We start from the raw sequence: 439 nt of genomic DNA, 5'->3' as shown, positions 1-439 counted from the left end.
GTACGCTGCTGCGGGCTTGTCGGTCAGGCCGCTGTGGTGGTTCCCGAACCACGGGGCGACGTTGTCGGCGATTTCCTCGATATCGTCGGTGTCCCACCCGTCCTGCGTTTCGACGACGTAGGAGGGGTCGACGAAGTGAACGTCGCTGTCGAGTTCGTACAGCATCTCCTTGTCGACGCCGTCGGAAAGCGGGTCGGGAAGGCCGTCCCATTCGAGCGAGACCCCGTCGAGGCGAGCATAGAACGTCTCCAGCGATTTCCCGGCGAATTCGGGTGCGTAGAGCGACTCGACCGTTTCACTTTGTCCCAGCGCGACGGCCATGTCGGCGTAGTGGGAGAACACGACCATTGCATGCTCCGGGGGTGCGTCGAACTCGACAGTTCCCACGGGAGCCATCGACACCGAGTAGGATTCCTCCGGTTTGACGGTCGTCTCTTCA

Annotated in this window: 1 pseudogene; it reads right to left on the bottom strand. The window is 62.2% G+C overall.

The features are described 5' to 3' along the window. A pseudogene (locus DVK06_RS17920) lies at positions 1-396 on the bottom strand (ABC transporter substrate-binding protein); the annotation flags it as partial. Positions 397-439: the final 43 nt, after the last annotated feature.

This window comes from Halorubrum sp. Atlit-28R (assembly GCF_003665955.1).
GTDB classification, from domain to species: Archaea; Halobacteriota; Halobacteria; order Halobacteriales; family Haloferacaceae; genus Halorubrum; species Halorubrum tropicale.
Note: the sequence above shows the minus strand (reverse complement) of the source record. Positions and strands in the feature narration are given on the sequence as shown.